20 protein-coding genes and 1 tRNA gene are annotated in these 24,043 nt (G+C 69.8%); 12 read left to right on the forward strand and 9 right to left on the reverse strand.

Annotation, left to right across the window (positions count from 1 at the left end):
- Nucleotides 1-30: 30 nt before the first annotated feature.
- From BLP38_RS03820 to BLP38_RS03825, 3 genes are all read left to right on the forward strand, one after another.
- A tRNA-Ala gene (locus tag BLP38_RS03820) sits at nucleotides 31-106 on the forward strand.
- A 189-nt stretch (nucleotides 107-295) separates the two neighbouring features.
- Nucleotides 296-547, forward strand: a complete 252-nt coding sequence (locus BLP38_RS14420) for a low temperature requirement protein A (RefSeq protein WP_269457022.1) — start codon at nucleotides 296-298, stop codon at nucleotides 545-547.
- The gene (locus BLP38_RS03825) at nucleotides 544-1,308 is read left to right on the forward strand and encodes a low temperature requirement protein A (RefSeq protein WP_269457023.1); all 765 of its coding nucleotides are present in this window, start codon (nucleotides 544-546) and stop codon (nucleotides 1,306-1,308) included. Before BLP38_RS14420 ends, BLP38_RS03825 begins: the two co-directional genes overlap by 4 nt.
- A 19-nt stretch (nucleotides 1,309-1,327) precedes the next feature.
- On the opposite strand, the gene BLP38_RS03830 is transcribed toward BLP38_RS03825, so the two are convergent.
- The 6 genes from BLP38_RS03830 to BLP38_RS03855 form a co-directional block, all read right to left on the reverse strand.
- A complete protein-coding gene (locus BLP38_RS03830) occupies nucleotides 1,328-1,720 on the reverse strand; it encodes a hypothetical protein (protein ID WP_091353144.1) in 393 nt (130 codons plus the stop codon).
- An 82-nt stretch (nucleotides 1,721-1,802) separates the two neighbouring features.
- Nucleotides 1,803-1,997, reverse strand: coding sequence for a hypothetical protein (locus BLP38_RS03835; protein WP_091353148.1), 195 nt, complete (start codon nucleotides 1,995-1,997; stop codon nucleotides 1,803-1,805).
- A gap of 64 nt (nucleotides 1,998-2,061) precedes the next feature.
- Entirely contained in the window at nucleotides 2,062-2,934 is an 873-nt protein-coding gene (locus tag BLP38_RS03840) for a 3-methyladenine DNA glycosylase (protein ID WP_091353151.1), read from the reverse strand.
- 11 nt (nucleotides 2,935-2,945) lie between these two features.
- The gene (locus BLP38_RS03845; RefSeq protein WP_091353156.1) at nucleotides 2,946-3,653 is read right to left on the reverse strand and encodes an SOS response-associated peptidase; all 708 of its coding nucleotides are present in this window, start codon (nucleotides 3,651-3,653) and stop codon (nucleotides 2,946-2,948) included.
- A 10-nt stretch (nucleotides 3,654-3,663) separates the two neighbouring features.
- The gene (locus tag BLP38_RS03850) at nucleotides 3,664-4,710 is read right to left on the reverse strand and encodes an App1 family protein (RefSeq protein WP_091353159.1); all 1,047 of its coding nucleotides are present in this window, start codon (nucleotides 4,708-4,710) and stop codon (nucleotides 3,664-3,666) included.
- Nucleotides 4,711-4,714: 4 nt separating this feature from the next.
- Nucleotides 4,715-5,392, reverse strand: coding sequence for a DedA family protein (locus BLP38_RS03855; RefSeq protein WP_091353161.1), 678 nt, complete (start codon nucleotides 5,390-5,392; stop codon nucleotides 4,715-4,717).
- A 33-nt stretch (nucleotides 5,393-5,425) separates the two neighbouring features.
- On the opposite strand from BLP38_RS03855, the gene BLP38_RS03860 reads away from it, so the two are divergent.
- The 6 genes from BLP38_RS03860 (at nucleotide 5,426) to holA (ending at nucleotide 14,059) form a co-directional block, all read left to right on the forward strand.
- Nucleotides 5,426-6,715, forward strand: coding sequence for an anthranilate synthase component I family protein (locus tag BLP38_RS03860; protein WP_091353167.1), 1,290 nt, complete (start codon nucleotides 5,426-5,428; stop codon nucleotides 6,713-6,715).
- A gap of 68 nt (nucleotides 6,716-6,783) precedes the next feature.
- Complete coding sequence (gene leuS, locus BLP38_RS03865) at nucleotides 6,784-9,363, forward strand: leucine--tRNA ligase (RefSeq protein WP_091353171.1); 2,580 nt, start codon at nucleotides 6,784-6,786, stop codon at nucleotides 9,361-9,363.
- 93 nt (nucleotides 9,364-9,456) lie between these two features.
- The gene (locus tag BLP38_RS03870; RefSeq protein ID WP_091353174.1) at nucleotides 9,457-10,047 is read left to right on the forward strand and encodes a ComEA family DNA-binding protein; all 591 of its coding nucleotides are present in this window, start codon (nucleotides 9,457-9,459) and stop codon (nucleotides 10,045-10,047) included.
- Complete coding sequence (locus BLP38_RS03875; protein WP_091353177.1) at nucleotides 10,044-12,347, forward strand: ComEC/Rec2 family competence protein; 2,304 nt, start codon at nucleotides 10,044-10,046, stop codon at nucleotides 12,345-12,347. Before BLP38_RS03870 ends, BLP38_RS03875 begins: the two co-directional genes overlap by 4 nt.
- A gap of 18 nt (nucleotides 12,348-12,365) precedes the next feature.
- A complete protein-coding gene (locus BLP38_RS03880) occupies nucleotides 12,366-13,004 on the forward strand; it encodes a Pr6Pr family membrane protein (RefSeq protein WP_172824651.1) in 639 nt (212 codons plus the stop codon).
- A gap of 20 nt (nucleotides 13,005-13,024) precedes the next feature.
- Nucleotides 13,025-14,059 (forward strand): DNA polymerase III subunit delta, encoded by a 1,035-nt coding sequence (gene holA / locus BLP38_RS03885; RefSeq protein WP_091353180.1) that lies wholly within the window; start codon nucleotides 13,025-13,027, stop codon nucleotides 14,057-14,059.
- A 68-nt stretch (nucleotides 14,060-14,127) separates the two neighbouring features.
- Here holA and rpsT read toward each other — a convergent pair whose 3' ends face one another.
- The 3 genes from rpsT to BLP38_RS03900 form a co-directional block, all read right to left on the reverse strand.
- Nucleotides 14,128-14,388 (reverse strand): 30S ribosomal protein S20, encoded by a 261-nt coding sequence (gene rpsT, locus BLP38_RS03890; RefSeq protein ID WP_018186614.1) that lies wholly within the window; start codon nucleotides 14,386-14,388, stop codon nucleotides 14,128-14,130.
- Nucleotides 14,389-14,515: 127 nt separating this feature from the next.
- Nucleotides 14,516-15,250, reverse strand: coding sequence for an alpha/beta fold hydrolase (locus BLP38_RS03895; RefSeq protein ID WP_091353184.1), 735 nt, complete (start codon nucleotides 15,248-15,250; stop codon nucleotides 14,516-14,518).
- Between the two features lie 84 nt (nucleotides 15,251-15,334).
- The gene (locus BLP38_RS03900; RefSeq protein WP_091353187.1) at nucleotides 15,335-20,065 is read right to left on the reverse strand and encodes an ExeM/NucH family extracellular endonuclease; all 4,731 of its coding nucleotides are present in this window, start codon (nucleotides 20,063-20,065) and stop codon (nucleotides 15,335-15,337) included.
- A 214-nt stretch (nucleotides 20,066-20,279) separates the two neighbouring features.
- Here BLP38_RS03900 and lepA point away from each other — a divergent pair, with 214 nt between their 5' ends.
- From lepA to hemW, 3 genes are read left to right on the forward strand one after another with little or no spacing between them, the layout of a single operon-like run.
- The gene (gene lepA / locus BLP38_RS03905; RefSeq protein ID WP_091353190.1) at nucleotides 20,280-22,130 is read left to right on the forward strand and encodes a translation elongation factor 4; all 1,851 of its coding nucleotides are present in this window, start codon (nucleotides 20,280-20,282) and stop codon (nucleotides 22,128-22,130) included.
- A gap of 9 nt (nucleotides 22,131-22,139) precedes the next feature.
- Nucleotides 22,140-22,790: a DUF1990 family protein gene (locus BLP38_RS03910; protein ID WP_091353193.1), complete on the forward strand. Its 651-nt coding sequence runs from the start codon at nucleotides 22,140-22,142 to the stop codon at nucleotides 22,788-22,790.
- On the forward strand, nucleotides 22,790-24,007 hold the full coding sequence (gene hemW, locus BLP38_RS03915) for a radical SAM family heme chaperone HemW (protein WP_091353197.1): 1,218 nt from the start codon (nucleotides 22,790-22,792) through the stop codon (nucleotides 24,005-24,007). Before BLP38_RS03910 ends, hemW begins: the two co-directional genes overlap by 1 nt.
- Nucleotides 24,008-24,043 lie beyond the last annotated feature (36 nt).

A 24,043-nucleotide genomic window follows, 5' to 3' on the forward strand; every position in this document is an offset into this window, starting at 1 on the left:
GCTGGATGAGTTGCCGCGAGCGGCGACCAAGGGCCTGTGGCGCAGCTGGTAGCGCACCTGCATGGCATGCAGGGGGTCAGGGGTTCGAGTCCCCTCAGGTCCACCAAATACCCCGGTTCGCCGGGGTTTTTGTGTTTCTGCCGTCGTGCGTGTCGCTGCCGTACGCTCGGCGCATGCACACCGAGCGCGGCACAGGCCGGACGGCTCTGCGCCTCGTCCCCATGACCCCGCGTGATCCACACGAACCGGGCCGTGCGGCGTCGTCGCTGGAGCTGTTCTTCGACTCGTCTTCGTCGTGGCCGTCAGCATCTCCGCGGTCGAGCTGCATCACGCCCTGACCGACGGGCACGTCGTCGACGGCGTCCTGAGCTATGCCGCTGTGTTCTTCAGCATCTGGTGGGCGTGGATGGACTTCACCTGGTTCGCCACCGCATTCGATACGGACGACTGGTTCTACCGTCTCCTCACCATCGTCCAGATGGGCGGCGTCCTGGTGCTCGCGGCAGGAGTGCACTCAGCGTTCGCGGAGGCGACTTCCGCATCGTGACCGCCGGGTACGTCGTCATGCGGCTCGCCATGGTGGCGCAGTGGGTACGTGCGTCCCGCGGAGCAGGGCCGGCTCGAGCGGCGACGGTGACCTACGCCGTCGGGATCACCGTCGTGCAGGTCCTCTGGGTCGCGGCACTGCCGCTGCCGGTCGGCGCCTTCCGGCTCGTCATCGTGGGGCTGATTCTCGCAGAGCTGGCGGTGCCGGTCGTCACGCTCATCCTGCTCGGGGAGAGTCTGCTCGCGTCCGCGAACGCCGTGATCCGCGCCGTGCAGGATGCGGAGTCCCTGACTCCTCTCATCGGGATCGCGGTCCTCACCCTCGCCGTGACCGCCGCGCTGTGGTGGACCTACTTCTGGCCGCCTCACCACCTCGCGATCGACCGGCTGCGACGTCCGCTGCTGTACGGTTACGGTCACTACTTCGTGTTCGCTGCGGCGGGCGCCTTCTCGGCCGGCATGGAAGTCGAGATCGACGTGTTGACAGGGCACAGCGCGTTGGCGTCGCCCTGGGCATCGTTCACCTACACGGTACCGATCGCGATCTTCGTCGGGGTCGTGTGGCTGCTGGCGATTTGGCCGCACTCCGGGCGCGTCGTGAACGTCGTCATCCCCTCGGGGGCGATCCTCGTTCTCATCGACCCGCTGATCCCGGTGCCCGTGGCACTGACGGCCGTCATCCTCGCCGGGGTGGTCGCGGTTCTCATCGTGTCGGAACCGCGGGAGGCGGGTCTCGACGATGGAGCGCTTGTCGACGTCTGACTCGTCGAGAGCGATGCGCTCAGCTAGAAGCCGTGTGGAGTTCGCGGCGCCGGCGCCTCCGCGCGTGACGCCGCTCCGACACGAACACGGAGGTCCGTCCGACGGCGCTGCAGACACCGCACACGGCCGCTGCAGCGAGGACAGGGCCGGCTTGATCGGCACCCTGCGCCGCACCCGTCACCGACGAAAGGAGTAGCAGAGCGATCCCGGACGCCACGGCGCCCAGTAGCCAGAACACCGTCACGTGCGGGAGGACTCCGGGCACGTTACGCATCCAGCGGCCGACGAGCCACGCGATCGGCGCACCGAGCCACACCAAAGCGAACGAGATCGCCGCCGCGCCCAGCACGACGAACGCCAGCAGCCCTCTTGCGCTCTCGACGGTCGCTGTCGATCCGACGAATATGACCACGGCGGTGACCAGGACGAAGCAGATCCACGTGGCGAACGTGAGAAGAGCGACGTCCCCGGCATCGAGAGCTCGCGACCCCGGCTCATTCGGGGGGATCGGAAGCCTCCGCGTCCGCCTCGGCGGCTTCGACGTCGAGATCACCGGCGTCGGGTGCGACGAACCGCTCCTCGGGAGACGGCTCGTCAGGTCGGTCAGCGGCACCGGCGGGCGCAGGAGGCAGGCCGTCCTGCTCTCCGCCGACGAGTCGCTCGAGGTCGGGCGTGTAATCGTTGCTCATGGGTGTCCTCTCGACTCTTCGAGCTTCTCGGACCTCGAACGTCGCGTCGAGGGTCTTGACGGAGTCAGCTGGTTTCGGCCGGTTCCAGCAGATGAAGCAGCCGTACGCGGATCGGTTGGGCACGCTCGGTGAAGGCGCGCTGCGCGGCCACGTACTGGGCCTTGCCCGTCGGCGTCTCGATGGGCACGGCGGAGTAGCCCCAATCGCTGAGATCGTACGGCGAGGCACGCATGTCCAGTTCTCGGATGTCGCGGGCCAGCACGAACGCATCCAGAAGCAGTTCCCCGGGGACGAGCGGGCCGAGCTTCACTGCCCATTTGTACAGGTCCATGCCGGCATGAAGGCAGCCCGGCTGCTCTGTCAGCGCCTGAGTCTCACGCGTCGGCGCGAAGCGGTTGAGCGGCGTGGCTTCAGGCGTGAAGAAGCGGAACGCGTCGATGTGCGTGCACCGCAGATCGTGCGCCTCGACGACGGCATCCGTTCCGTCCGCACCGAGCCGTAACGGCACGGGATGCCGCGTCTCGCCGTCCCGGTAGACCATCGCCCACTCGTGCAGACCGAAGCAGCCGTAGGATCCGGTCCTCCCGAGAGTGCTCGAAAGGATGCCGCGGATCGCGCGGACGAGCGGAGCCTTCTCGGTGAGGAACGCCTCGGTGTCGGCGGTGACGTCGTCGCCGACCACCCGGTACCAGCGCCAGGCGGCATGCGGTGAGTCGGCGGCATCCGCCAATCCCACATCACGCCCCGGGTGCCAGCGGCGGAGGACGGCCGGCTTGTAGGAGTAGTACGTGTAGAGGAAGTCGTCGACCGGGTGCGTCTCGCCCCGGGCCGCGCGGTGGCGACGGCCGGCGGTGAGGGCCTCGGCCCGCTCGGCGTGCGCCTGCATCCGTTCGGTCCATTCGGACCGTGCGAGGACGGCGCTCGTCAGGGTGGGCATGCGGGTGCGGATCAGACGGGCTGGATCAGCTCGGGGGAGTCGTTGCGGACGTTGCCCACGGCGCTCGAGACGACGTGGTCGGTGAGCCCGGTGACGACCTGGGGGGCCGCGTCGACGGCGGCGTCCAGGAGGTCCCCGACGTTGTCGACCTCGGTGTCGAGCCAGGCGTCCGCGAAGTCGGCGTCGAGGAACAGCGGCATCCGATCGTGGATCGACCCGAGCGGCGCGACGGCGTCGCGCGTGATGATCGTGAACGACAGCACCCATTTGGTGGGATCGTCCTCGGCTTTGGCGGGGTCCTTCCACCACTCGTAGAGCCCTGCGAACAAAAGAGGCGACCCGTCGGCGGGATGGATGAAGTACGGCGTCTTGCCCTCGTCGGTCGTCTGCCACTCGTAGTACCCGGTGGCAGGGACGATGGCGCGGCGCTTGATGAGCGCTTGCCGGAACATCGGCTTGTCCTCGAGCTCCTCCGAACGCGCGTTGAACGCCCGAGCGCCGACCTTCACGTCCTTCGCCCACGAGGGGACAAGGCCCCAGCGTGCGGGCTCCAGACGCCGTGTGGGCGGGTCGGTCTTGGCCGAGTCGAGAACGATCCCGACCTGCGACGTCGGGGCGATGTTGTACGACGGAGTGGGAAGGTCATCGCTCTCGACGTCGACGCGCAGCACACCGACGAGTTCCGAGGCGACGTTGGCAACGACGAAGCGACCGCACATGGGTGTCAGCCTAGGAGGAGGTGGGGACATCGCGGACGATGTCGACGTCGGTCAGACGCTCGAGCAGCTCCGCGCCGTCGTCTCCGGTCACCCACGGCACGCCGGCCGCGCTGTGATCGTCCACCGCGGTCCGGCCACCGGCGAGGACCGCCTCGGCCGGTGTCAGTCGCCGGATGGCTACGGCAGCGACCTGCTCGGGATGCTCGATCGTGAACTGCGTGTAGATCTCGTCGTCGTGCTGTCCGTCGTCGCCGATGAGCAGCCAGTCGATGTGGGGGAACTCGTCGGCCAGGCGGCGCAGGTTCTCCTTCTTGTGCTCCTTGCCGCTGCGGAACCACCGGTCGTGCGTCGGGCCCCAGTCCGTCAGGAGCATCGCGCCGAGAGGGAACAGATGCCGGCGCTGGAATCGCACGAGGGTCGGCGCGACGTTCCATGCTCCGGTCGAGAGATACAGGATGGGCGATCCGGGGTTCTCGCGCGCGAGCCGCTCGAGCAGAACGGCCATTCCGGGGACCGGCTGGCGGGCGTGCTCATTGAGGACGAAGGAGTTCCACGCTGCGACGAAGGGCCGGGGGAGCGCGGTGACCATCACGGTGTCGTCGACGTCCGAGATGACGCCGAACCGGATGTCGTCTCCCACGATGAAGACGCGGGCGTCGACGGGATCTGCCTCTTCGACGCTCATCGTGATCGTCTGCCAGCCCGCGGAGAGGCTGGCGGGCAGGACCGCGTCGATGACGCCGCCGCGGTCGGCCGTGACCTCATGACTCACCCCGTCGATGACCACGGAGACCGTGGCGTGGGCGATCGGCACGGCGGCGAAGCTGCGCCAACCCCGCACGCCGGCGTAGTCGCCCCGCTCGCGGCGCTTCGCCTTCGGCGGGATCAGCACTCGACCGAGCACGCGCACCCACTCGGTGCTGCCGTATCCGGGGAACGCGGCGACGGTGGGACGCCTTCCCCTCGCGCGAGCACGGTTCTCACGCCAGGAGTGGAACCGGTACTCGAGGCGCGCCAGCCACAGCACTTTCGTGTCGGGCGCAGAGGAGGAAGCCATCGGTTCAGTCTTTCACGTCGTCGGCGCGACCCTCCATCGCATCGTCGAGTTCGAGGTGGCGAGCCTCCCGCGCGCTGATGACGCGCTTGGCGATGTAAACGAGCACGAGGAAGGCGGCGATGATCCCGACGAACAGGTAACCGGCGTAGTGAAGGCTGTCGGAGAGTTCACGGTAGCCCTCCGCCGCCGCAGCGGCGACGGAGACGTACGCAACCGACCAGACCGTGCAGGCGGGCACGGTCCACGCGAGGAACCGGCGGTAGGCGAACCCGCTCATTCCGACGGTCAGGGGCACGAGGGAATGGAGCACGGGGAGGAAACGCGACAGGAAGATGGCCGGCCCACCTCGCCGGCGCAGGTAGAGCTCCGCGCGCACCCAATTGCGTTCGCCGATCAGCCGGCCCGCGCGGGAGAACCGGATGCGGGGACCCAGCCATCTGCCCAGAGCGAATCCGATGCTCTCGCCGACGAGGGCGCCGACGAGGACGGCGAGGACGAGCCAGGTTCCCTCGGCCAGATTGTCGACGGCGGTGCCGGCGACGATGACGATCGAGTCACCGGGGACGACGAGTCCGACGAGGACGCTCGTCTCGAGCATCATCGCGATGCCGGCGACGATGACGCGCACAACGGGATCCACCGCCTGGACGGTGCCGAGCAGCCAGTCGAGGATCTCGTTCACGACCTCAGATTATCCGCCGTCTACCCTGAGGGAGTGTCCAGCGACCTCGCCTCACGCGTCCTTCACGGGTGGCTCGATCCGGCGGTCGCCTTCACCGCGGTCATCGGTGACGCTGCCGACGCGTTCTGGCTCGATGCCGGCCCCGGCGCTTCCCGCGGATGGAGCTGGGTGGGCACCGGCATCCCGTCGCCCCCTCCGCGCGATGTGGGCCTCGATGGTGCGACGGATGCCGCTGCGGGACCGTTCCGCGGCGGCTGGGTCGGCTGGTCGGGGTACGACGCGGCCGCGCGTCGCGCCGGGGCGCCTGCCGCGGACGACGCGGGACCCGCGGAGGTCTGGCTCCGTGTCGATCGGATGCTGGGGTTCGATCACGCCGCGGGCCGCCTGATCGCTTACGGGGCGGAGGACGCCCTCGACGGCCTGTCCGTCTCCGTGGCGCGGGCGATGTCGACCGGAGGGGCTCCGCGGCCTGCGGACCCGGCCCCGGTCGGAGTCCGCGCCCGCCACGATCCCGATGGGTATGCGGCCCTCATCGAGCAGTGCCGCAACGAGATCCGAGAGGGGCGTGCGTACCAGCTGTGTCTGACGACGCGGTTCGAGGCAGCGGCATCCGTCGACCCGGTCGACACCTACCTGCGTCTGCGTACCGCGACGCCGGCGCATCACGGCGGTCTCATACGCAGCGGCGGGTGGGCGCTTCTGAGCGCGTCGCCCGAGCAATTCCTGTCGGTCTCGGAGGGAATCGTCCGTACGCGCCCCATCAAGGGGACACGGCCGCGCTCCGCCGACCCCGCGGAGGATGCCGCTCTCGCCGCAGAACTGCGGGGGAGCGAGAAGGAGCAGGCCGAGAATGTCATGATCGTCGACCTCATGCGCAACGACCTGCAGCGGGTGTGCGAGCCCGGGACGGTCGCGGCGGAGCGGTTGCTCGAGGTCGAGTCCTACCCCGCGGTGCACCAGCTGGTGAGCACGGTAGCGGGGCGGTTGCGGCCGGGGACGACGGTCGGCGACCTGTGGGATTCCGCCTTCCCGGCCGGCAGCATGACGGGCGCACCGAAGCTGTCGGCGATGCAGATCCTCCACCGGCTGGAGGGCGCGCCGCGCGGCGTCTTCGCGGGATGCTTCGGGTGGATCGGTTCCGATGGGGGCCTCGACCTCGCGATGGTGATCCGGTCGATCGTGACGCACCCGGGCGGAGCGTACGTCGGCGCCGGCGGAGGCATCACGTGGGGCTCGGTGGCGGCCGACGAGGTCGCGGAGGTCGGGATCAAGGCCCGGGCGCCGCTCCGGGCGCTCGGAGCCGAGCTGCCGCCGGGATGGTGAAAGTCCCGGTCCGCTAGGCTGAAAAGGCGCTTTCGCGCGCCCTCCCGACTTTGCACGATTGGTTCACCGTGTCCTCCAGCACCTCCTCCGACGCATCGGCTCCCGAGCAGACCGGCTTCGACTCCCGCGCCATCCAGGCGAAGTGGCAGGCCCGGTGGGCGGAGTCCGACCCGTTCAAGGCCGGCGGCGACGAGGACACGCGACCGCGCAAGTACGTGCTTGGCATGTTCCCGTACCCCTCGGGCGACCTGCACATGGGTCACGCCGAGAACTACGCCTACGTCGACGCCGTCGCTCGGTTCTGGCGTCACCGCGGCTACAACGTGCTGAACCCGATCGGCTGGGACTCCTTCGGCCTGCCAGCCGAGAACGCCGCGATCAAGGGCGGCGCCGGGTCCGACCCGCGCGAGTGGACCTACAACAACATCGACCAGCACAAGGTCAGCTTCCGCGCGTTCGGGTCGTCGTACGACTGGAGCCGCGTGCTCCACACGAGCGACCCCGAGTACTACCGCTGGAACCAGTGGCTGTTCCAGCGCCTCTTCGAGCGCGGGCTCGCCTACCGCAAGCAGAGCGCCGTCAACTGGTGCCCCAACGACCAGACCGTGCTCGCGAACGAGCAGGTCGTCGACGGACACTGCGAGCGGTGCGGCTTCGAGGTCATCAAGAAGAAGCTGACGCAGTGGTACTTCAAGATCACCGAGTACGCCGACCGCCTGCTCGATGACCTGAACCAGCTCGAGGGGTTCTGGCCGCACAAGGTGCTGCAGATGCAGCGCAACTGGATCGGCCGCTCGATCGGCGCCGACATCGACTTCGAGATCGAGGGGCGCGCCGAGAAGATCACCGTCTTCTCCACCCGCCCCGACACTCTGCACGGCGCGACCTTCATGGTCGTCGCGCCGGACTCCGACCTCGCCGCCGAACTGGCCGAGGGCGCCTCGCCCGAGGTCCAGCAGCGCTTCCGCGGTTACCTCGACACGGTGCAGAAGACGAGCGAGATCGAGCGTCAGACCGCCGACCGCCCCAAGACGGGTGTCTTCCTCGACCGCTTCGCGGTCAACCCGATCAACGGCGAGCGTCTGCCGATCTGGGCGGCGGACTACGTCCTCGCCGACTACGGGCACGGTGCCGTCATGGCCGTCCCCGCGCACGACCAGCGCGACCTCGATTTCGCCCGCGCGTTCGACCTGCCCGTGAAGGTCGTCGTCGACACGACGGCTCCGGTCACCGGCGCGATCCCGGTCATCGAGGTCGACGAGGACGGTGTGCCGATCGGCGACGACCTCGAGTCGATCGACCCCGCCCGCACCGGCACCGCGCTGACGGGCGATGGACGCCTCATCAACTCCGGGTCGCTGAACGGGCTGTCGAAGCGGAACGCGATCGCTCGTGCCATCGAGGAGCTCACCTCGGCGGGGACCGGCCGCGCCGCGAAGACCTACCGCCTCCGCGATTGGCTGATCTCGCGTCAGCGCTTCTGGGGCACCCCGATCCCGATGATCCACACTGAGGACGGGCGCATCGTCCCCGTCCCCGACGAGCAGCTGCCCGTCATCCTGCCCGACGCCAAGGGCCTCGACCTGAAGCCCAAGGGCACCTCGCCGCTGGGCGGCGCCACGGAGTGGATGTCTACGGTCGATCCCGAGACCGGTGAGCCCGCTCTTCGCGACGCGGACACGATGGACACCTTCGTCGACAGCTCGTGGTACTTCCTGCGCTTCCTGGCCCCGAACGGGGCGACGGAGCCGTTCCCGAGCGCCGAGGCATCCAAGTGGGCGCCGGTCGACTCGTACATCGGCGGCGTCGAGCACGCGATCCTCCACCTGCTGTACGCCCGGTTCATCACGAAGGTCCTCTTCGACATGGGCCTCGTCGACTTCACCGAGCCGTTCACGAGCCTGATCAACCAGGGCATGGTGCTGCTCGACGGTTCGAAGATGTCGAAGTCGAAGGGCAACCTCGTCGAGTTCGCGTCGAGCATGGACGACCCGGGCGCGGATGCCGTCCGTGTCGCCATCGCGTTCGCCGGACCCGTCGAGGACGACATCAACTGGGAGGACGTGTCGACCACCGGCGCCCAGAAATTCCTCGCCCGCGCGATGCGCGTGGCGACGGATGTCGCAAGCTCGAAGGACGTGGTGTGGGCGGACGGCGACACGTCGCTCCGGCGCGTCACCCACCGTCTCTGGGCGGACGTCGTCGGCCTCGTCGAGCAGTCGAAGTTCAACGTCGTCGTCGCGCGCCTCATGGAGCTCGTCAACGCGACGCGCAAGGCGATCGACTCGGGAGCCGGCGCCGCCGACCCCGCCGTCCGCGAGGCCGCTGAGGCCGTCGCGATGATCCTGGACCTCTTCGCACCGCACACCGCGGAGGAGATGTGGGAGATCCTCGGCTACGAGCCGTTCGTCGGCGTGGTGCCGTGGCGTCAGGCCGACCCGACGCTCCTCGTGGAGGAGTCGGTGACCGCGGTCGTGCAGGTCAACGGCAAGGTGCGCGGCACGCTCACCGTCCCGGCGAAGATCTCGGGCGACGAGCTCGAGAAGCTCGCGCTCGCGGACGAGAAGGTGCGTCGGGCGATCGGCGACAAGGAGATCACGCGCGCCGTCGTGCGCGCGCCGAAGGTCGTCAGCTTCACCGTCGCGTGAGCGTCTTCTCCACCGCCGCCATCTGATCCCGGTTCGTCCACCGCCCCCTCGCCGTCCGATGAGGGGGCGGTGCGGCGCCGCGAGGATCGTGCCATGGGTGCGCAGGCGGTGCCGACGTCTCGACGTCGGCTGGGGATCGGTGCCGCCATCGTCCTCGTGGTCGTCGTCGCCGCGGTGACGATCGCGATCGGGATCATCCGGACGGGCGCGGAGTCCGCTGTCGAGACGGTGCCGGGCGTCGTCTCCGAGACGGCAGCGCCGGCGTCGGTGTACGTCCACGTCTCGGGTCAGGTGCGCGAGCCCGGTCTGTATCGTCTCGACCAGGGTGCGCGCGTGGTGGATGCGGTAGCCGCCGCCGGTGGCTTCTCGGAGAAGGCATCCCGTGACGGCGTGAACCTGGCGCGTCCGGTGAGCGACGGTGAGCAGCTCCTGATCCCTGCCGAGGGCGAAGGGGGGACGGATGCCGGTGCCCCTGCGGTGCCGGAAGGTGACGGGCGCGTGAACCTGAACACCGCCGATCTCGCTGCCCTCGACACGCTGCCCCGCGTCGGACCCTCCATCGCACAGCGGATCCTCGATTGGCGCGAGGAGAACGGCCGGTTCAGCAGCGTCGACGATCTGATGGCCGTGCCGGGGATCGGCGAGAAGATGCTCGCGTCGCTCCGCGACCTGGTGACGGTGTGAGCATTCGGACCGCGCGACGCCGCGACCTGCGGTTGCTGCCGGTCGCGCTCACGGCCTGGGCGGGCGCGGGCGCCGCGATCGTCTTCCCTGAGAAGGCGACTGCCCTCGCCGCTGCGCTGTGGGTGGCTGCCGTCTTCGCGCTGGCGGCCGCCGCGCGAGCGACTCGGCCGACGACGGCGGCGCTGATCGCGGTGGCCTTCGCCGTCGCGGGGGGCGCGGCATCCCATGTCGCACTCGCCCAGCCCGCCCGAGAGGCCGTCGCAGGTCTGCACATCACCGGGGGTCGGAGCGCCGCGTTCGAGGTCGATGTCGTCGGCAAGGTCGAACGGTCCGCGACCGGGTTCCACTTCGATGCGATCACCCGGTCCGTCACGATCGGCCCCGACACGGCTCCCGTCTCGGCTCCCGTCCTCGTCCGGGTACAGGAGCGAGCCGCCAGGCTCGACCTGGGTGCACGTGCGGTCGTGACGGGGACCGCGTTCCGGGCGGATGCCGAGGACCGGGAAGTCCTCGTCGTCGAGGCGTCGTCGCTCGAGCTCGCCCGTCCGCCGACGGGCCCGCTCGCCGCGGCGGCCCAGCTGCGGACGGGCCTGGTGAACGCGGTCGACGGTCTCCCCGACCCCGGTGCAGGGCTCGTTCCAGGCCTCGCGGTCGGCGACACATCCGCGGTCACCGAGGATCTCGACCAGCAGATGAAGGCATCGTCGCTGTCGCATCTGACAGCCGTCTCGGGGGCGAACTGCGCGCTCGTCGTCGGGATCGCATTCGGCTTCGCTGCCCTCTGCGGGGCGCGGCGCGGCATCCGCGTCACGGCGGGACTGGCGACGCTCGTCGCATTCATCGTGCTTGTCTCGCCCGAACCCAGCGTCGTCCGAGCGGGCGTGATGGCGGCGATCGCCATGCTGGGCGTCCTGCTGGGGCGGATCGGCGCAGGGATGTCGATCCTGTCCGCGTCGGTGTGCGTGCTGCTCGTGCTCGATCCGTGGCTCGCGGCATCCCTCGGCTTCGCACTGTCCGCCGTGGCGACCGGGTCGCTGCTGCTGTTCGCCGGACCGCTCGCCGACGGGATGTCGCGGTGGATGCCCGCACCGCTGGCGCTCGCCCTGTCCGTCCCGCTGGCGGCGCAGCTCGCCTGCGGACCGCTGCTCGTGCTGATCGAGCCGACCGTGCCCCTCGTCGGCGTGCTCGCGAACCTGCTCGCGGGTCCCGCCGCGCCCGCCGCAACCGTCCTCGGCCTTCTCGCCTGCCTCGCGCTGCCGTTCCCGGTACTCGCGCAGGGGCTGGCGGCGATCGCGTGGCTGCCGGCCGCCTGGATCGCGGGAACGGCGGACCTGTCCGCGCGGCTGCCCGGGGCATCCAGCGGATGGGTGGAAGGGATGCCGGGGCTCATCGCCCTCGCAGCGACAGGGGCCGCGATCGGCATCGTGATCGCCGCACGCCGGCACCGGTTGCAGCGGTGGGCGGGGTGGGCGCTCGTCGTGATCATCGTCGTCGTGGTGAGCGCCGGCCCGTTCCGGACCCTCATCGACCGGACGCGGGCACCGGACGACTGGGCCATCGCTGCATGCGAGGTGGGACAGGGCGACGCCGTCCTCGTCCGCTCCGGCAGCGCGATCATGCTGATCGACACAGGGCCGGAGCCAGCGCCCCTCGCCGCGTGCCTTGACCGATTCGCGGTCGACCGCGTCGACGTCCTTGTGTTCACCCACTTCGACATGGACCACCGCGGCGGCGCCGAGGCTCTGGTCGGTCGTGCCGACGTCGTGCTGCACGGTCCCGTTCCCGACGCCGAGGCGGCCGCGATGGTCGCCGGCTTCACGCAGTCTGGTGCGCAAGCGCAGGAGGTCTCCGCAGGTCAGAGCGGCATGCTGGGGGAGTGCCGCTGGCGCTCCCTGTGGCCGAAGCCGCGCGACCCGGTCTATCCGTACGGGAACGACGCGAGCGTCGTGATCGACATCACCGGATGCCGCGTCCCCGACGCGATCTTCCTCGGCGACCTGTCGGCGCAGTCGCAGCGCTCGCTGGTGGCTTCTCGTGCGATCGACCGCACCTACGCGGTCGTCAAGGTCGCGCACCACGGCAGCGCCGATCAGGACCACAGCCTGTACGAGGGACTGGATGCGGCCGTCGCCCTCGTGACGGTCGGCGAGAACACCTACGGCCACCCGCGGGACGAGATCCTCGACCTCCTCCGAGAGGAGCACGCGGTCATCGCCCGCACCGACACGTCGGGTGACGTCGTCCTCTGGCGCGACGGGGACGGGATCCGGCTGTGGCGCTCCCGTGAGGAGGGCGGCTGACTCTCGTAGGCTGACCGGATGCCGCCCTCCCGCATTCCGCGTTCGGTCGTCGCGATCGGCGGCGTGCGCGTCGGCGTGGCCGTCGGCGTCCTCGTCGTCCTGGGGTGGACCTACGCCCGTTCCGTGCAGCGGGGGAGCGTCAATCCGTTCGATTTCTTCGGCTACTTCACGAACCAGACCGCGCTGGGGAGCGCGATCGTGCTCGGGGCGACCGGGATCCTTCTCCTCCTCGATCGGATCGTTCCCGCATGGCTGACCCTGGCACGTGGGGTCGCGGTGGCCTGCCTCATCGTCGTGGGCGTCGTCTACAACGGGTTCGTTCCCGGCACCGGTTCCGCCCCGCCGTGGGTGAGCGCCGTCCTGCACATCGCGCTCCCGCTATACACCGTCCTCGACTGGGCGTTCGTCCGAGACCACCCGAGCCTGCCGTGGCGGAGTCTGTGGCTCGTGCTGCCCTACCCGCTTCTCTGGCTGGTCGTCGTTCTCGTGCGCGGCCAGACCGACGGCTGGGTGCCTTACGGGTTCCTGCTGCCCAGCCGCGGGTTCGGAGCGCTGGTCCTCACGAGCCTCGGTCTCCTCGCGATGCTCCTCGCGGCTGCCGCCGCAGTGTGGGCGCTGTCCCGACTCCGCGTCGCCACGACGGCGGACCGTCGGTAGCCGTCGGTAGGCTGGACATCATGCCGAGCCCCCGTCGTCCCGCCGCGAAAGCGACCAAGTCGGCGATACCTCAGGTCTCCTGGCGCGCGCCGCAGCCCGCGCCCGTCGTCCTCGTCTCAGGGCCCGAAGAGATCTGCGCCGAGCGGGCGACCGCCGGCATCCGCGAGTACCTGCGCGCCGAGGATCCGAGCCTCGAAGTCACCGATATCCGTGCCGACGACTACGCGCCGGGCACGCTCTTCGCGGTCTCCTCACCGTCCCTCTTCGGCGAGCCGCGCCTGGTGCGCGTATCGGGCGTCGAGAAGTGCTCCGACGCGTTCCTCACCGAGGCCATCCGCTATCTCGAAGCCCCGCAGGACGGTGCGACCATCGTGCTGCGCCACACCGGTGCCAGCGTCCGCGGCAAGAAGCTGCTCGACACGATCCGCTCGGGTACCGGCGGTGGCATCGAGATCGCGTGCCCTGCGGTCAAGCGCGACTCCGACCGGTTCGACTTCGCGGCGGGGGAGTTCCAAGCCGCCAAACGCCGTATCGCCCCTCCCGCGCTCCGCGCCCTCGTCTCGGCCTTCGCCGACGACCTCACCGAGCTCGCGGCAGCCTGCCAGCAGCTCATCTCGGACGTCGAGGGCGACATCACCGAGCAGGTCGTCACCCGCTACTACGGCGGCCGCGTCGAGACGACCGCGTTCGCCGTCGCCGACACCGCGATCGCCGGCCGCTACGGCGACGCGCTCGTGACACTTCGCCACGCCCTCGCCTCGGGCGCGGACCCCGTGCCGATGGTCGCCGCGATCGCCTCGAAGCTCCGCACCATGGCCCGCGTCGCCGGCACACGCGAACCCTCCGGTGCCCTCGCCGCCCGCATCGGCATGAAGGACTGGCAGGTCGACCGTGCCCGTCGCGATCTCGCCGGCTGGACGGAGTCCTCGCTCGGCATCGCGATCCAGGCTGCCGCGCGAGCGGATGCCGAGGTCAAAGGCGCATCCCGCGACGCCGTCTTCGCGGTCGAGCGTCTCGTCACGGTCGTCGCCACGCGCGCGCCGTACGGCGCCTGACGCACGCGGAAACGACGAAGGCCCATCCCTTGAGGGACGGGCCTTCGTCGTAGCGAGGTGTTCGCGGCTCAGAGAGCAGCGACCTGCTTCGCGATCGAGGACTTGCGGTTGGCCGCCTGGTTCTCGTGGATGACGCCCTTGCTGACGGCCTTGTCGAGCTTCTTGGTCGCCTTCACCAGAGCCTTCTCGGCAGCGGCCTTGTCGCCGGCGGTGATGGCCGCGCGGGTCTGACGGACGACGGTCCGCAGCTCGCTCTTGACGGCCTTGTTCCGCTCGCGGGCCTTCTCGTTGGTCTTGTTGCGCTTGATCTGCGACTTGATGTTCGCCACGTTCGACGTATCTTTCGTTCGGAGTTACGGGTGGATGTGCCGGCAACAGAAGAGGGCTGTCGCACAGCGGTCGTGTGAGGGAGGAACCCACACGCAAGCCAAAAACCGATTCTATCAGGTGGGAGGCTCATCCCGAAGTCGAACGCTCCTGCGCCATCGTCGCGAGGGCGAGGTCGATCACGGCGTTGAACACCCGGGGGCGCATGGCGGTGACCAGATGGGATGTCCGGGGCACCACGATGAGCTCGGCTTCGGGCTTCAGCGCGGTGAAGAGCCGTTCGTTCAGGCGCAGCTGGTCCCACCGCCCGTTGACGAACCACATCGGCACCGAGATCCGTTTCAGAGCCGCCACGAGGTCGAGCACGGACAGGCTGCGCAGGGCGATGTCCTGGGTGTCGTACGCGTACCCGCCCGCGCCGAAGTCGGCGCGGGTCTCGGGTGGCAGCGTGCGATCCAGGACCATATCGGTCAGCCGCTGGCCGCGCCCGGGAAGGCGGTCGAAGCCGCGCGCGAGCGTCCGGTAGATCCTCAACCCCGCACCGCGCGGAATCGACGTGCACCCGGCCGCGATGAACGCCTCGACGGGCGGCCGGTCCTCGCGGCCCATGTACTCGATGGACACGAGCCCGCCCATCGAGTGGGCGACCAGGAGCACGGGGCCGTGGGCCGCGGCATCCGTCACCGCGGCGTCGATCGTCTCGAACGCGCCGTCCAACGTGAACGTCTCGCTCATGCGGGTACCGTGTCCGGGCAGATCGACGGCGTTCGCGCCGATGCCGGCTGTCTTCAGATGCTCGACCTGCGCGCGCCACATCGTCGCGGAGGTCCGGATGCCGTGGACGAACACGACCTGAGGCGTCATGCCTCCAGCCTACGAACCGGCGCCTGCAGGAACGCGGAACGGGGGCGGATCCGAAGATCCGCCCCCGTTCTCGATGCGCCCGGATCAGAACAGGACGAGCACCGACGACCGGTTGCTGACCGACCCCTCCGAGACCGCCGGGTCCTTCGGGACGAAGGTCGCGGTGTACGAATGCACGCCGCGGGACAGTCGACCGAGCGTGGTCGAGGCGAACCCGCCGCGTACCTCTGCCGTCGCGATCAGTTTGTCGCCCTCGCGGAACTCCACGACGCCCTCTGCACGGCCCTCGTCCTGCGTCACGATCGCGAGGAGCGTCGCCGGCAGCAGGCGGTTGATGTGCACCGGCGGGAGGGCGATGAGCGACGTGCGCGTCGTCGCCGCAGGCTCCGCCGCCTGCTCCACCGTCAGCGGAACTCGAACGACGGTGCCGCTGGGCGCTGCCGTCACCGTCAGCTGCGCCGCCCCGGCAGGGGTCCCTGCCGGGAGCGTGACGCTGACGGATGCCGCCCCGCCGGTCACCGGCGCGGTGCCGAGCACCTGGTCACCCAGGCTCACGGTCACCCCGGTGTTGGCGGGAGCGCCCTTGCTGGTCAGGTCCATGCCCGCCACCTCGAAGGTCACCGTGTCGCCTGCGGCGACGGTCTCGGGAACACCCGACACCTGCACGCCGTGCTTGGCGAACGACGGGGCGACGGGGGAGCCCTCGGCGAGGTAGTCCACCCAGGCCTCATAGTCGAGGAGTCCCGTGTCGACGTAGTCGTCACCCTCCGTGAAGGCACGGAAGTTGTCACCGCCGGCCGCCAGGAACGAGAACGTGCCGATGCGGTACGTGCCGGCCGGATCGATCGCCTTCCCGTCGACCGTCACCGACGTGATGCGTTCGCCCTCGGGCAGCGCCGGGTCGTAGGTGTACGACACGTTGTCGGACAGGCCGAGCTGCAGGTACGGCCGCTGCGGAACGTTGCCTGCGGCATCCCGCTGCCACTGCTGCTCGAGCATCTGCGTGAACTCCTCGCCCGTGAGGGTGACGAGCGCCAGCGTGTTGTTGAACGGGAGGACCGCGTTGGCCTGGCTGAACGAGATCGACCCGTCCGCGAGACCCGGCACGGCGCCCGCCCCGAACTCCGCCTGCGTGTCGAACAGGTCGGCGCGAAGGCCGCCCGGGTTCGTCACGCCGATCACGGCGCCGTTCGGCAGGTCGGCGAGGCTGTCCCGCAGCATGTTCGCGACGGTGTTGCCGAGCGTCGACTCGGCGGCGCGGTTGTCGCGCGAGCCCCCGGTGTAGACGCCGTCGACGTACGATCCGCCGCTGTAGGCGGTCGTGATGTCGCCGGCGACCTGACCGACCTCGGTGTTGCCGACGGCCGCGGCGTTGGCGAGGGCCGCCTTCGTGATGCGGTCGACCTCAGCGACGCGGGGATAGGCGGCGACGAGGTCCGCGGCGGGTGTCGCGGTCCGTGCCACGTTGCGCTCGGTGTGTGCGGAGACATCGCCCGTGGCGGCATCCACGGTCAGCGTGATCTCGCCGATCTTGGCGCCGTACGAGCCGGTCTGGACGACCGGTCGGGTGCGGTCCGTGCCGGGGATCGGCGCCGACCACGCGTACTCCTTGTGCGTGTGGCCGGTGAAGATCGCGTCGACCTCTGCGGACGTCTCGGTGATGATCGCACCGAAGGCACCGCCGGCGGCGACCTCCTCATCGAGGGTGGCACCGTCGGGCGTGCCCGCGCCGGCCCCCTCGTGGTACATCGCGACGATGACGTCGGCTTCGCCGTTGGACTCGTCGCCGTCGCTCAGCTGAGCGGCGACGCGGTTGACTGCCTCGACCGGGTCGCCGAAGTCGACGGACTCGATGCCGGTCGGCGTGACGAGCGTCGGCGTCTCCTCGGTGACAGCGCCGACGACACCGACCGTGAGACCGCCGGCTTCGATCAGCGTGTACTCGTCGAGCGCCGGGGTCGTCGTGCCCTTCTTGTAGACGTTGGCGCCGAGCTGCGGCGCGTCGAACGCGTCGGACACGCGGCCCGCAAGGTCGTCGAACCCGCGGTCGAACTCGTGGTTGCCGACCGCGCTCGCCTGCAGACCCATCGCGTTGAGGACGTCGATGGTCGGCTGGTCCTTCGCGACCGACGACGCGAACAGCGACGCCCCGATGTTGTCACCCGCGGACAGGAACAGGGTCGGGCCGGATGCCGCCTTCCGCAGCTCTTCGACGGTTCCCGCGAACGCGACGGTGTTGCCGTCGATGCGTCCGTGGAAGTCGTTGATGCCGAGGAGGGTCAGCTGGACGGGAGCGGCCTTCGCGTTCATCCCGACGATCACGGGGTCGTGGTCGCTCGAGCGGAAGGGGTCGGCGGAGTAGAACTCCGTGCCGTGCGTGCGGAACCGGCTGTACTCCAGCGCGATCGATTCGCCCGAGTTGATGTTCCAGATGTCCGCATCCGTCGAGCGGGCGAGAGCCGCCTCGTTCAGGAGGATGTGGTCGAGCGATCCCGTCAGCCCTGAGAAGCTGTACGACGACGAGTCGACGTCGAAGGCCTGCTCGGCGTCCGCGTAACCGGCGTCGTACAGGACCTTCAGCGGGTCCTCCTGGCTGTAGGAGTTGAAGTCTCCCGCGAGGGCGACCGCGTCCACGTCGCCCTGGATCGTCGCGACCCAGTCGCGGAGGGCGGTCGCCTGACGCACGCGCGACTCGTTCGACGACCCCTGGCCGTCGCCGGTGTCGGCGTCGCCCGGCCAGGGACCGGCGGAGCCCTTCGACTTGAAGTGGTTCACGACGAATAGGAACGGGTCGCCGCCCGCTGCGGGCTCGAACACCTGGGCGATGGGTTCGCGCGCGTTACCGAAGGCCTCGCCGTCGGCGCTCTGGTCGCCGAGGGCGCGCGACGCGCCGACGGGGGAGACGAGAGCGGGCTGGTAGATGATCGCGTTCGTGATGACGTCCTGCTCGGATGCCGGGGGCAGGTCCGTCGACGAGGGCACGAACGCCCACGTGCCGGCGCCGGCCTTCGCGTTGAGCGCGGCGACGAGGGTCGACGTCGCTTCGTCGGCCTCCTCGCCGAGGGCCGCCGAGTTCTCGATCTCCATGAGACCGACGACGCCGGCGTCCACCGAGGTGATCGCCTCGACGAGCTTGGCCTGCTGACGCGCGAGGTCGTCGGCATCCCATGCACCCCGCTGGGCGCAGCCGTCTCGGACGGTCACCCCGTCGCCGAATCGGTCGGTGTACGCCTCGCAGCTCGCGGTGTCGGTCCCGAGGGTCGTGAAGTAGTTGAGGACGTTGAACGATGCGATCGAGAGGTCCCCGCCGACCTCGGCAGGAGCGTCGGTGCGGACGTTCTCGAAGACGACCTCGTCGGTGCCCGTGCCGTCGCCGACGAGCGGCTGGGTCGGGTTCAGCTTCCACGAGTCGTTGCGGTAGTCGACGATGAGCGGTGCCGTGAACGTGACCCCCGCGCCGACCGTGATGGGCTCGGTGAGGGAGACGTACGCGGGCGTCAGCGCCTGGTTGGCGGCCGACGTGTAGTCGAGTCCGGCTCCGTCGTCGAGGCGCACACCGCGCGCGGCGTTGTCCGCGGCGACCGCGGCTGCGGCGTCGCTTCCGGGACGGGCGGCGTCCGTTGGCTGACGGAGCGGCTCGGAGCCGGCGGCGAGACCCACCTCGCCGAAACGGTTGGTGCTGTACGTGTCGCTGACCGTGAATTCGCCCTGCGGGGCGATCAGCATCGACTCGAGCGACTCGCGCTGAGCGGCCGTGGTCGGCCAGGCGATCGTGGCGGGCGTCGGCGCCTCGGCGTCGGCGATGACCTTCGCGCCTCCGGCCTTGACGGTGATCTCGGTGAGCCCGTTGAACTCCGACACGGCACCGGTGACTGTCACGGTGTCGCCGAGGGCGACCTCGCCGGTCGCTCCGGGCGCGTAGACGAAGACGGCGTCGGAGGCCGTGTGCGTGGCGAGGTCGAGCTCGCCGCCGGTCCCGGCCGTCTGGATGACGTAGCCGTTGTACCCGCCCGAGGGGTAGTGGGCGGTGACGACACCGGTCGTGGTGACGGTGCGGCCGACCAGGGGGGAGGCATCCGTCGTGCCCTGGATCTCGGCGATCGTCGCGCTCTGCGGCTCGGGCTCGGGCTCGGGCTCCGGGTCGGTGCCGGCGCCGAGCCCGGTAGGCGTGGGGGCAACGGCCGCGAAGTCCGCCGCGTTGTCGGCGGTGTTGGTGGCGTCGTCGTCGCGCGAGACGCTGGTCGCGTTCGAGGTTCCGGGCGCAGGCGCGGATCCGGCGAAGGCCGTGGCAGTCGACCCCCAGCCGACGAGGTCGACGACCTGGTCGAGGGTCGCGATGCCGGTGCTGCCGGTGAGTGCCGTCTCGCTCGAGACCAGGGCGACCTTGGCGCCGCTGCCGCTCATCGCGATCGAGCCCTCGATGTCGGCGTCGAAGCCGGGAAGCGAGGTGTTGCTGCCGGGAGCCTGACCGATCAGGAGGTTCGCGCCGGCGGGAAGATCGACGTCGCCGATCTTCGTCACCTGCCACGAAGCGCCGGTCGCGGAGGCGTACTGCACGCTGTAGCCGCTCAGGTCGACCGTCTCGTCGCCGGTGTTGGCCAGTTCGACGAAGTCGCGGTTGAAGGCGGCGCCGCTGTTGCCGCCGCCGCCGTACACCTCCGAGATGACGACGGGCGAGTCCGGCGAGACGGCAGCGGACGCTGCGGAGGGGACGAGGGCGAGTCCGGCTGCCGTCACGGTGGCGACGGTCAGCACCGCGCAGGTCCGGCGGAGAACCGGAGGCGCGACGGGCGCGGGGGCAGGTGGGTGCGACACGGTGGGTTCTCCCGAGGCGGCTCGGGCGCGGGGCTTATCGCGCAGGAACCGACCGCCACATTGAGCATTCGGGCGGTCCGGGACACCCCGCAAGGGTCAGATCGGTTAACTCTTTCTCATGACTTCGTGCGCTGGCGTGTCGTCGGCGCGAGCGGTTATCCTGCCCGATCTGCGGACCGAGCTCGCAGCCGGTCGCCGGTAGACTCGCCTGGTCATGTCACCCCGCGCACTCACGCCCCTGCAGCCTGCGGCCACGCCGCCCGCGCAGCTTCGCAACTTCTGCATCATCGCCCACATCGACCACGGCAAGTCCACGCTGGCCGATCGCATGCTGCAGATCACCGGCGTGGTCGCCGACCGCGACATGCGCGCCCAGTACCTCGACCGCATGGACATCGAGCGTGAGCGCGGCATCACGATCAAGAGCCAGGCTGTCCGGATGCCGTGGGCCACCGACGACGGCACGTTCGCCCTCAACATGATCGACACCCCCGGTCACGTCGACTTCACGTACGAGGTCAGCCGGTCGCTCGCCGCGTGCGAGGGCGCGATCCTCCTGGTTGATGCCGCACAGGGCATCGAGGCCCAGACGCTCGCGAACCTCTACCTCGCCCTCGAGAACGATCTCGAGATCATTCCGGTCCTCAACAAGATCGACCTGCCGGCGGCCGACCCCGAGAAGTACGCGGCGGAGCTCGCGAACCTGATCGGCGGCGACCCGGCCGACGTCCTCAAGGTGAGCGGCAAGACCGGCATGGGCGTCGAAGCCCTCCTCGACCGGATCGTCGAGCGCATCCCGGCTCCCGTGGGCGATCCCGACGCCCCCGCGCGCGCCATGATCTTCGATTCGGTCTACGACGCCTACCGCGGCGTCGTCACCTACGTCCGCATGGTCGACGGCAAGCTCGAGCCGCGCGAGCGGATCCAGATGATGTCGACGCGCGCCGCCCACGACCTGCTCGAGATCGGCGTGTCGAGCCCCGAGCCGGTGCCCACCAAGGGCCTCGGCGTCGGCGAGGTCGGCTACCTCATCACGGGTGTGAAGGACGTCCGCCAATCCAAGGTCGGCGACACGATCACGAACCACCGCAAGCCCGCGACCGATGCGCTGGCCGGCTACACCGACCCGAAGCCGATGGTGTTCTCGGGGATCTACCCGATCGACGGCAGCGACTACGCCGTGCTCCGCGAGGCGCTCGACAAGCTGAAGCTCTCGGACGCCTCCCTGCAGTACGAGCCCGAGACGTCCGTCGCCCTCGGCTTCGGCTTCCGCTGCGGGTTCCTCGGTCTCCTGCACCTCGAGATCATCACCGAGCGCCTCTCGCGCGAGTTCGACCTCGACCTCATCACGACGGCGCCGTCGGTGACCTACACGGTCACGACCGACACCAACGAGACGGTCACTGTGACGAACCCGTCCGAGTACCCGGACGGTCGAGTCGCGGAGGTGTCCGAGCCGGTGGTCAAGGTCGGCATCCTCCTGCCGAAGGACTACGTCGGCACGGTCATGGAACTCTGCCAGTCGCGTCGCGGAACGCTCCTCGGCATGGACTACCTCAGCGAGGACCGCGTCGAGCTCCGCTACAACATGCCGCTCGGTGAGATCGTGTTCGACTTCTTCGATCACCTGAAGTCGAAGACGCAGGGCTACGCGAGCCTCGACTACGAACCGGCGGGCTCCCAGACCGCGGACCTCGTGAAGGTCGACATCCTGCTGCAGGGCGAGAAGGTCGACGCGTTCAGCTCGATCGTCCACCGCGAGAAGGCCTACGCCTACGGCACGCTGATGACCGAGCGCCTGCGCAAGCTCATTCCACGCCAGCAGTTCGAGGTGCCGATCCAGGCCGCCATCGGCGCCCGCATCATCGCCCGCGAGAACATCAGTGCCATCCGCAAGGACGTCCTCGCCAAGTGCTACGGCGGTGACATCAGTCGCAAGCGCAAGCTGCTCGAGAAGCAGAAAGAGGGCAAGAAGCGCATGAAGATGGTCGGCCGCGTCGAGGTCCCCCAGGAGGCGTTCATCGCCGCCCTCTCGGGCGATGTCGAGGGCAAGGACAAGAAGTAGGCTGACACGATGCGCCGCGGGAGTTTCCAGGCAGGGACCGTCGACTACGCCGCCGTCGGGGCCACGCAAGCCCCCGACCTCATGGGCTATCCGCCGCAGGGTACGACCCCGGCGGAGGCGTCATGGCGCCTCGGCAGCGGTGAGGACCGGTTCGTCACCTCGACCGAGCAACTCCTCGGGTGGGGTGCCCAGCGCGGGGCGGGTCTGCAGGTCGTCGACGTGCGCCCGGCATCCGGCCCCATGTACTCGGGCGTCGGCTTCGACGCCGAGGGCAACGCGGTGCAGCCGAGCCGATTGGACGATGAACAGCGCTTCGACGCCGACGGCACCCCGTTCGTGGGCGCCGGCACGACGGCGCACCTCCACGGCCGGGTCGCGGGGATGAGGGCGGATGCCGAACTCCGCGTCATCTCGGTCATCGACGAGCCGCGTCGGGTCGGGTTCTCGCTCGGCACCGTCGGCGGATCGGTCGTCAGCGGCGAGGAGTCGTTCCTGCTCGAGTGGCGGGACGACGACGAGGTCTGGTTCACGGTCCGCGCGTTCGACAAGCCGACGGGCGTCCTCTACCGCCTGTGGCGTCCGCTCGTGAAGCGGCGTCGCCGTGCGCTGTTCCAGGGGTACCTGCAGGCGATGTCGCCCATGTACGCCACCGGTTCCTGATGGGCTCTGCTCTTCCCCTGGGCGATCCCGCGCCCGCCGACGGTGCGCTGCCGCACGACGTCCCGGTCGATCCCGATGTCGACTTCGGCGTCTACCTGCACGTGCCGTTCTGTCGCGTGCGCTGCGGTTACTGCGACTTCAACACGTACACGGCGACCGAGCTGCGCGGTGCGCGTCAGGACGCCTATGCCGACGAGGTCCTGCACGAGATCGCGCTCTCACGCGATGTTCTCGCGGCACAGGGCCCACTGCGTGCGGCCCGGACGGTGTTCTTCGGCGGCGGCACCCCCACGCTCCTGCCGCCGGGGGACCTCGCGCGCATGCTCGGCGGGATCCGCGACTCCTTCGGGCTCGCCGACGGTGCAGAGGTGACGGTCGAGGCGAACCCCGACACTCTGACCGACGAGGTCGCGAGGACACTCGCTGCCGCCGGCGTCACGCGGTTCTCGATCGGCATGCAGTCGTCCGTGCCGCACGTCCTCGCGGCGCTCGACCGCACCCATGACCCCGCGAACATCGCGACCGCCGTCGCCGCGGCGCGGAATGCCGGGGTCGCCGTCAGCCTCGACCTCATCTACGGCGCGCCGGGGGAGTCGCTGGAAGACTGGCGCACGTCGCTCGAGACGGCGATCGCACTCACCCCCGATCACATCTCGGCGTACGCCCTCATCGTGGAGGACGGGACGAAGCTCGAGCGTCAGATCCGCCGCGGCGAGGTGCCCGCCCCCGACGACGATCTGCAGGCCGACATGTACGAGCTGGCCGACGAGATGCTGGCTGCCGCCGGCTACGGGTGGTACGAGGTCTCGAACTGGTCGACGAGCCCTGCGCAGCGCTCGCGCCACAACCTGTCGTACTGGCGGGGTCAGGACTGGTGGGGCTACGGTCCCGGTGCGCACAGCCACGTCGGCGGCCTGCGCTGGTGGAACGTGAAGCACCCGGCTGCGTACGCGCAGCGCTTGGCGCTGGGGGAGTCCCCGGCGGCGGGACGGGAGCGACCGGATGCCGAGGCCCACCGCCTCGAGGTCATCCTGCTCCGCTCGCGCATCGTCGACGGCGTCGCGGTCGACGAGGCGACCGTCGAGGGGCGGCGGAACGTGGCATCCCTCATCGCCGACGGACTCGTCGACGGCGCTGCGGCCGTCCGCGGGCGCATCGTCCTCACCAGGCGCGGGCGGCTCCTGGCCGACGCCGTCGTCCGCGCGCTCACCGCGTGATCCGAGCAGATCGCTTCTCGCGCGATAGAATTGGCA

This window comes from Microbacterium sp. LKL04 (assembly GCF_900102005.1).
Taxonomy (GTDB): Bacteria; Actinomycetota; Actinomycetes; order Actinomycetales; family Microbacteriaceae; genus Microbacterium.